Source organism: Pseudomonas sp. P4_D7, from assembly GCF_056401755.1.
The window spans coordinates 61,774-68,054 of record NZ_JBFUIR010000022.1; the positions used below are offsets into that span (position 1 = coordinate 61,774).

General features: G+C 50.1%; 5 protein-coding genes. 1 reads left to right on the forward strand and 4 read right to left on the reverse strand.

Annotated elements, in window-relative coordinates; translation table 11 throughout:
* Positions 1-2: 2 nt before the first annotated feature.
* The 4 genes from AC1DVF_RS15945 to AC1DVF_RS15960 all read right to left on the reverse strand — a co-directional run bounded on the left by AC1DVF_RS15945 (position 3) and on the right by AC1DVF_RS15960 (position 4,978).
* Positions 3-1,163 carry an SIR2 family protein gene (locus tag AC1DVF_RS15945; RefSeq protein ID WP_477782758.1) on the reverse strand — a complete coding sequence of 387 codons (1,161 nt, stop codon included), beginning with the start codon at positions 1,161-1,163 and terminating at the stop codon, positions 3-5.
* A 364-nt stretch (positions 1,164-1,527) separates the two neighbouring features.
* Positions 1,528-2,346 (reverse strand): DUF2971 domain-containing protein, encoded by an 819-nt coding sequence (locus AC1DVF_RS15950; protein WP_038369726.1) that lies wholly within the window; start codon positions 2,344-2,346, stop codon positions 1,528-1,530.
* A gap of 390 nt (positions 2,347-2,736) precedes the next feature.
* Positions 2,737-3,684 carry a hypothetical protein gene (locus AC1DVF_RS15955; protein WP_477782759.1) on the reverse strand — a complete coding sequence of 316 codons (948 nt, stop codon included), beginning with the start codon at positions 3,682-3,684 and terminating at the stop codon, positions 2,737-2,739.
* A gap of 490 nt (positions 3,685-4,174) precedes the next feature.
* The gene (locus AC1DVF_RS15960) at positions 4,175-4,978 is read right to left on the reverse strand and encodes a 2OG-Fe(II) oxygenase (protein WP_477782760.1); all 804 of its coding nucleotides are present in this window, start codon (positions 4,976-4,978) and stop codon (positions 4,175-4,177) included.
* A gap of 267 nt (positions 4,979-5,245) precedes the next feature.
* Between AC1DVF_RS15960 and AC1DVF_RS15965 the strand changes: the two genes are divergently transcribed.
* Positions 5,246-6,217 (forward strand): helix-turn-helix transcriptional regulator, encoded by a 972-nt coding sequence (locus tag AC1DVF_RS15965; protein ID WP_477782761.1) that lies wholly within the window; start codon positions 5,246-5,248, stop codon positions 6,215-6,217.
* The last annotated feature ends 64 nt before the right edge of the window (positions 6,218-6,281 follow it).

The following is a 6,281-nucleotide window of genomic DNA, read 5'->3' on the forward strand; positions in this document are numbered from 1 at the left end:
GCTCATTCTCCTGCGCCTATATTTTGAATTTCCGCTGCAGCCTGTAATATTCTTTCCAACCGAATATCACTATCAAAATCACGATTAGTACTCTTTGCCAAATACTCTGCCAGCTTACTAAAGTCTCCAAGCAAGAACGAGCCACCTTCATATATACCTGGGCATTCTTCTTCGATTTCCTGCCAGTTGGCCCTTACTGCACCAATGATTGCCTCTTGATTGCCTAGAACCTGAAGATTTGGCGTCAAAAGTGCTCGCGCTGCCAGAATATCTGGAATGACTGAATAACAGAAAACAACTATTTCTGTGCGTTCACGTCGCATCGCGGCGTCGAAGATCAGTTCGTTCAAATGCGCGTCTCCGAACGAATATCCTGCAACTAAAACAAGTGTTTCTGGTTGATGAAACGCTCGACGCATACGATCCTGAAGAACAAGAAAAGGTACACGCCTAGATTCTTCATATTTTGTATCAGACGGATATATCGCTGCCGCCATTTCATTACTGACTGGCTGACCTACCCGAACAATTTGACGATCATTTTCCCAGGCCCAATTTACGGAACCGTGTAACTTCCACAAGCGTGAAAAAAAGGCTGGAATACCTTCTACTTCAGATCCTGGACGAACCTCAACCAAGTCCGTCTGGAAGCGAGCTCGCAAATTTCCAATAAACCCGTCAAAATAAGGAACTTGCATTTCCTCAAGTGAGGTTTCCAGTAAGAGATCATAATTAACAGTAAAAATCTCTACTGGCATGTGGTAATTTGCGCGGGCAAGCCAAGCAGCAAAATACCTACTAGGAGTAAGGTTGGCGCTAGAAATATCCAACTCATTAATAATTATTCGACAGATGGCTAAATCCAAGTCTAATGCCGTTTGAGCAGTAAAGTTATCTAAAGTCTGATCATTGCCTAAAAGTGCAGATATACGCCTGAGTCTGCTAAGACCCTGCTCCAAATTCCGATTTGTTAGCAGTCTCGTTAACTGGTCTTTTTGGTCATTATTGAGCTCTGCAAGCACTCGCTCCTGTAACTGGGCAATATCTGGCAAGCCACATGCCTTTGAAGTTCCAGCTCCAAAAAAAGTGCATACGTGCCGGGAGCGCGTTGCCAATTTCGCCCCTAAGCCAGTAACAAATCGTAAGGGATCGTGAGTGACCATATCTGCACCAAGTCCTTGAGGATTTAGGCAGACTAGACCACATATTAGAGGTGTGAAGTGATAATCGGAATATTTTAGTCGAGCATGAGAATTTTTTTACGATTCAGGTAGCCTTGCTGGCTCTACTGCGTTGATATTAATCACTATTTAACGTTACACAAACTTTCCCACTAACGCACAATCCCGGAAATGGTTACCCTTAAATTTCGCTATCAGCGCTCATCCACACGAGACGAACCGTTCCAGCTCGAAAAGGGGGCAGATTTATTTGATGCGCTCGCAACGTCCCCTTCTGGCCGAAAGAAGCCTGCTATGCCGGGCGGGCATGAAATATCATGGATCGAGGTGCAGTTTTGGTGGCCGATTAAGTGCCTGCTGTCCCCAATAGTCCTAGCCGCTTTGCTTCCAGATGTGACATGTATTTTACGGGCTGAAATTCAACTGAGAAGTTAGACTTACTACGAGAACCTTGCCAGAGCTGGACGTGTTCATTTTGTCCTGCGAGAACTAACGCGATAATCTCAATCGCAGTGAGGGGCATGTCTGGGCCGAAGTAGATGCCGGTGAGTGCTTCGGAAGGATACCGATACGCCGTGCCGGCTTGGCTATGAATAGCGCGCCACTCGTGCTCATAAGCCCAATCAATCGCTTTGGTACAATAGAGATCGGAGACAGGGTCGGAATCTTCACCGCACAGGATCGGAACAATGTCGAGAATGGGCATGTTTTGTGTGTAGCGAACTTTCTTAATCTTGTGAAATGGATCGGCCAAGGTTGAAAACTCCAGGCAGAAACCTTTGCAATGATCCCCGTAGTGGGACCACATCAATAAGTTGTCCTTCTTCTCTGAAAAGCAGCTGACCCCACGTTGTGACAGAAATCTTTTGATCATGTCATCTAAGGTATCCCGTCCTATGCGAAGGAGCATTTCCCTAAGCACATCAGGAGATGCTTTCTCGAACTCTCGCCGAATGCCACTTTCGATTTTGGGTCTCGCTAAGTAATGGCTTCGCAGTTTTTCAACATCGGCGTCAGTTGGCTCCTTGATGCGCGGTGAAAGCGCGCAGTCGTAAGGGTCGTTGAAAGCGAGCGGGGAACTGAAATAGATTAATTGGTCCTTCAAGTTCTGAAGCGACTGTGCGGTAAAGCGTTCGTACTTGTAGAGGTGCAGCGGCGAGGACATGGGTTCAAATTCCTAGAAAAACCTGACGCTACTGTTTCGCCATCAGTCTGTCCACTCTCTGTTGCTGGCCGGTAGCGGTCGCGTACGAACGTCCGCTTCTGGCCGATAGCTGCCGCTCACGAACGGCGGCTTTCAGCCAGAAGAGGTCAATCCCCTAGGAAGCTGCCGTTCGTGATTTGCCAGCGGGTGTCAACTATGCTGCGATAACTGCCGGCCATGTCTGTAAGTCGAAATGCCGGTCTTAACCACATACCGCTCGTCTCGCGCAACGAGGTGGTCGCTTGCTCGCCGAGGTGTTAGGTAGGTGGTTGTCAGCGGCAAGTCGGCAGCTGGCAACCTACAACGCCATGTCCTGCTAAAGGTGTAGTTTGGAGTTTTATAAGTTTGCCTTCATACCGCGCTTCTGGACAGATGCGCTCCGTGCGCTGGGTCCAAATTATAACTTTGAATTTTTGGGTGATGAACTATGAAATCCCACATCTCAGCATCAGATGAAAACGGTTCAAAACCATAAATTTCATCTAGCTTTTTCACCGCCTTTAAAAAATACAATGGTGTGGCATAGGCACGAACACGTGGGCACTCATTAATACGACGTTCTTGCTGAGATGCGATCATCCAAAACAATGGCCGCCACCAAGAGTAAGAAAAGTCACAGCGCAAGATGATTTCGCAAGCGTTATCACGGCCAGTCAACATGGTAAAAAAATTGATAAGTTCATCGAGTTTGTAGCGGTGATGCTGCTCCTGAATGATAAATTCTTCATAGCTCTTAGAATATGTGACCTTTGAGACTCGTCCCCAGCAACTTGGTGGGAGAGAAAGTTGATCTGCGACAAAAAAACGGCTCACCACAAAATCAAAGTACTCCTTACTGGCTACACATGGAATCAACACGCTCATTGAAGAGTTTTTCACGTCCTGAAAATATTGGCTGCAGTAAACTTGAAATAGATCTAATACTGATCGCTCGTCCGCATGGATGGCAACTTTAAGACTAGCCCGAGCCATTTCACTGTTAGCCAAGGCTGTATCACTAATCGCACGCGCCGTGGCTGTGTTGGCTTCTGCTGTCTTCTTTAGATCATCTGCAGTCACACTCAATTCGCGCATTTGAAGATAAATCGTGATGAGTACGCCAGCACATGCTAGCCCCGCAAACAGTGCATTAACGCTGCTGAAGGTATCTGCTAACGGCTGAGTCGTCAGACTTTTGATAAAGTCTGATGGATTGGAAACCCACCACCATGCACCAATCCAGATGCCAATTATGAGAGAAATTGYCGCGACAACGGTAAGCTTTCCAAGATTCAACGATCTAAACTTCCGAGCTTTCATTATTCAACTCCATAAAATTTTTACGCAAAATCGTATACGACTCTCAGATACTACTATTTATCTCTGATCGGCGATGCTGCATAAATCCGATCAAACTCAAAAGTAGCCAGCTTGCTTAGAACAATTTCGTCTAGCTAAAAATCACTTCAAGCACAGATCCTACCAAAAAGCACATACCGAAATTCCATCTAGATATTTTTGTGAACCGATCGGACCATCCGCATAGAGATCTAACGGCTTCAGCTTTCCTTAGATTTCTACTGCGCTACTAGCGCTGCGTGTATTGCTCCACCTCTTCCTCAGAGTGAAATAGGCCGTGGATCCGTCGAGGTGCGCAAACGCCGGCCCACCGTATCCCTCTGATCTGAATGTCAGCTTTTGGCCGAAAGCAGCCTTTCGTGAATGGCAGCGATTGGCCGAAAGCTGAACCACAACCAGCTGCTACCACCCAGTCCAAAAAAAGGCCGTTTCCCTGATTTACGCAACCTCCTCACCCCTTCTTCTTAAACAATTTATTCATGTAGTACTGCAAACTCCACCGATCCTTAGGCCGCGGCTTATAGTGCGTTTTATTCCTCTGCCCCGGCTCCCCTCCCACCCCACTCGCCGTGTAGTAATAAAGCGCAATCGACCGCCGAGTGATGTGTTCCGGCGTAGTCAACGGCTCCGGATGCCCGTGATTGCTGTCCTTATCCGTATTGAAAATCACACACCGGTTATAAATCGGCAGCACTTTCTTCAGGCACTTCTTCATCCCCACATCCCAAAGCTCCAGGTTGCCGCCGTACGCCTCCTGCCAGTCCTCGGTCAGGTAAATGATCACGTTCAGCCGACGCTCAACATTGAGCTTTTTGTTCAGCCGAAAATCCGAGTGCACGCCGAGGAAGCCGCCGGTTTTGGTTTCGTGTAATCCACCGCCAGCAAAATACGGATCAGGAATCAGCCCTTGAATGCCGGTGAGTTTTTCGAGGAATTCCAGCATGGGTGCGGAGTTGAAGGTGTTGAATACGTTCTTCAGGTACGGGCTGCAGGCGTTGGGGCTGATCTGGCGTTTGAGTTGGCCTTTGTAGCCGCGCTCGTAGGTTTGTTCGTTGTTGGTCGGTTCGACCGGGAAGTGTTCGCGGATGCTGGCGATGACGTCGGCTTGCAGGAAGTTGTCGATGACGATGTGCGGGAATGGCGTGGCCTGGGTGTATTCGTGGGTCAGCGATTCGCCGAAAGCGCCGGCGGCGGTTTGGTCGAAGTCGAGTTCGGGGGACAGGCTGATGGGGAGTGTTTGCGTGTTGGCTTGCATTGCCGCTCCAATTGACTTGAATGCTTTCAGGTCTCGGTAAACAAGGCTGGGCGCTCGGCGCGATGCCTTGGTTTTTTTGCTGAGTACAGTTGCGAGCAGGTTGCCATGTTGGCCATGGCCTGCCGAGTGTCCGTTGCGTAAACGTGGGGCGGCCCTGTAACGACATGTTTCTGGCTGTCACAAACGCGTCATATTGCCTCTGCTAATCTCCTCGGCGCCCTGCCCTACACCCCAGTCCTAGAGCCCCCAACCGAAGGTGCCGCCAAGGTGTTTCCGACTCCCGTTCGCCAGCAAATCATTCTGCGCTCCGACAATCTCCGTTCCGACGACTTCGGCGCGTTGTTCTCCCGATTCTTCGGCAACCGATATTCCGACTCCCCGCCGCTGCCGTCGAACATCATTATCGGCGGCGTTTACGGGCGGCACGATGGCGTCAGTTTCCGGCGCATGCATTACCACGGCGATTTCAGCGTTTCGTTTCCCGATCCGCAGGATGAGATCACGTTTGTGATCCCCACGGCGGGCAAGATTGTTTTCAATCACGCGACCGAGTCCATCGGTGTGACGCATGTGGGCCTGGCGGTTGATAAGGCCGATATTCGTTCGATGCGCTTTGTTGATGATCATGCGCATCACGGCATGTCGATCAATCGTCATCAACTTACCGAGCGGTTGTCGATGCTGTTGGATAAACCGATTCTGCAGAAGATCGTTTTTGCACCCAGCGTGGACCTGAACACTGCAGCGTTTCAGGGGATTCGGGCGTTGATTGATCTGGCGACGGGGGCGGAGTTTGATCTGTTGCTCAACAGCGGGACGTTGATGCCGTCGCGGTTGCGCGAGATGTTGATTGATGCGGTGCTGGAGGCGTGGCCGCATAATTTTTCCGAGGCATTGCAGCGGCCGACGGCGATGGTTGCGCCAAGGCATGTGAAGTTGGCGGTGGAGTTTATTCAGGCGCATCCGGAGCAGTTGGTCAGTGGCGTGGATCTGGCGCGGTTGAGCCATGTCAGTCAGCGCGCGTTGCAGGAGGGATTTCGGCGGTTTGTCGGGATGTCGATTGTGGCGTATCAGCGGCAGGTGCGGCTGGAGCGGGCTTATGCGGTGTTGAAACAGCGGGGTTCGGGGTCGGTGACGGAGGTGGCGTTGCGGTTTGGGTTTAGTAATGTGGGGCGGTTTTGTCAGTATTTTCAGAGGGCTTTTGGGGTGAGTCCGGCGGATTTGCGCGGGCGGAATTGATCGGTTCATAAGTTGGAAAGCTGACTGTGGGAGCGAGCTTGCTCGCGAAGGCGGTGGGTCAGTC

Coding starts and splice junctions, on each gene's coding strand:
- AC1DVF_RS15950 (WP_038369726.1), bottom strand. CDS start 2,346: ATGTCCTCGCCGCTGCACCTCTACAAGTACGAACGCTTTACCGCACAG.
- AC1DVF_RS15960 (WP_477782760.1), bottom strand. CDS start 4,978: ATGCAAGCCAACACGCAAACACTCCCCATCAGCCTGTCCCCCGAACTC.
- AC1DVF_RS15945 (WP_477782758.1), bottom strand. CDS start 1,163: ATGGTCACTCACGATCCCTTACGATTTGTTACTGGCTTAGGGGCGAAA.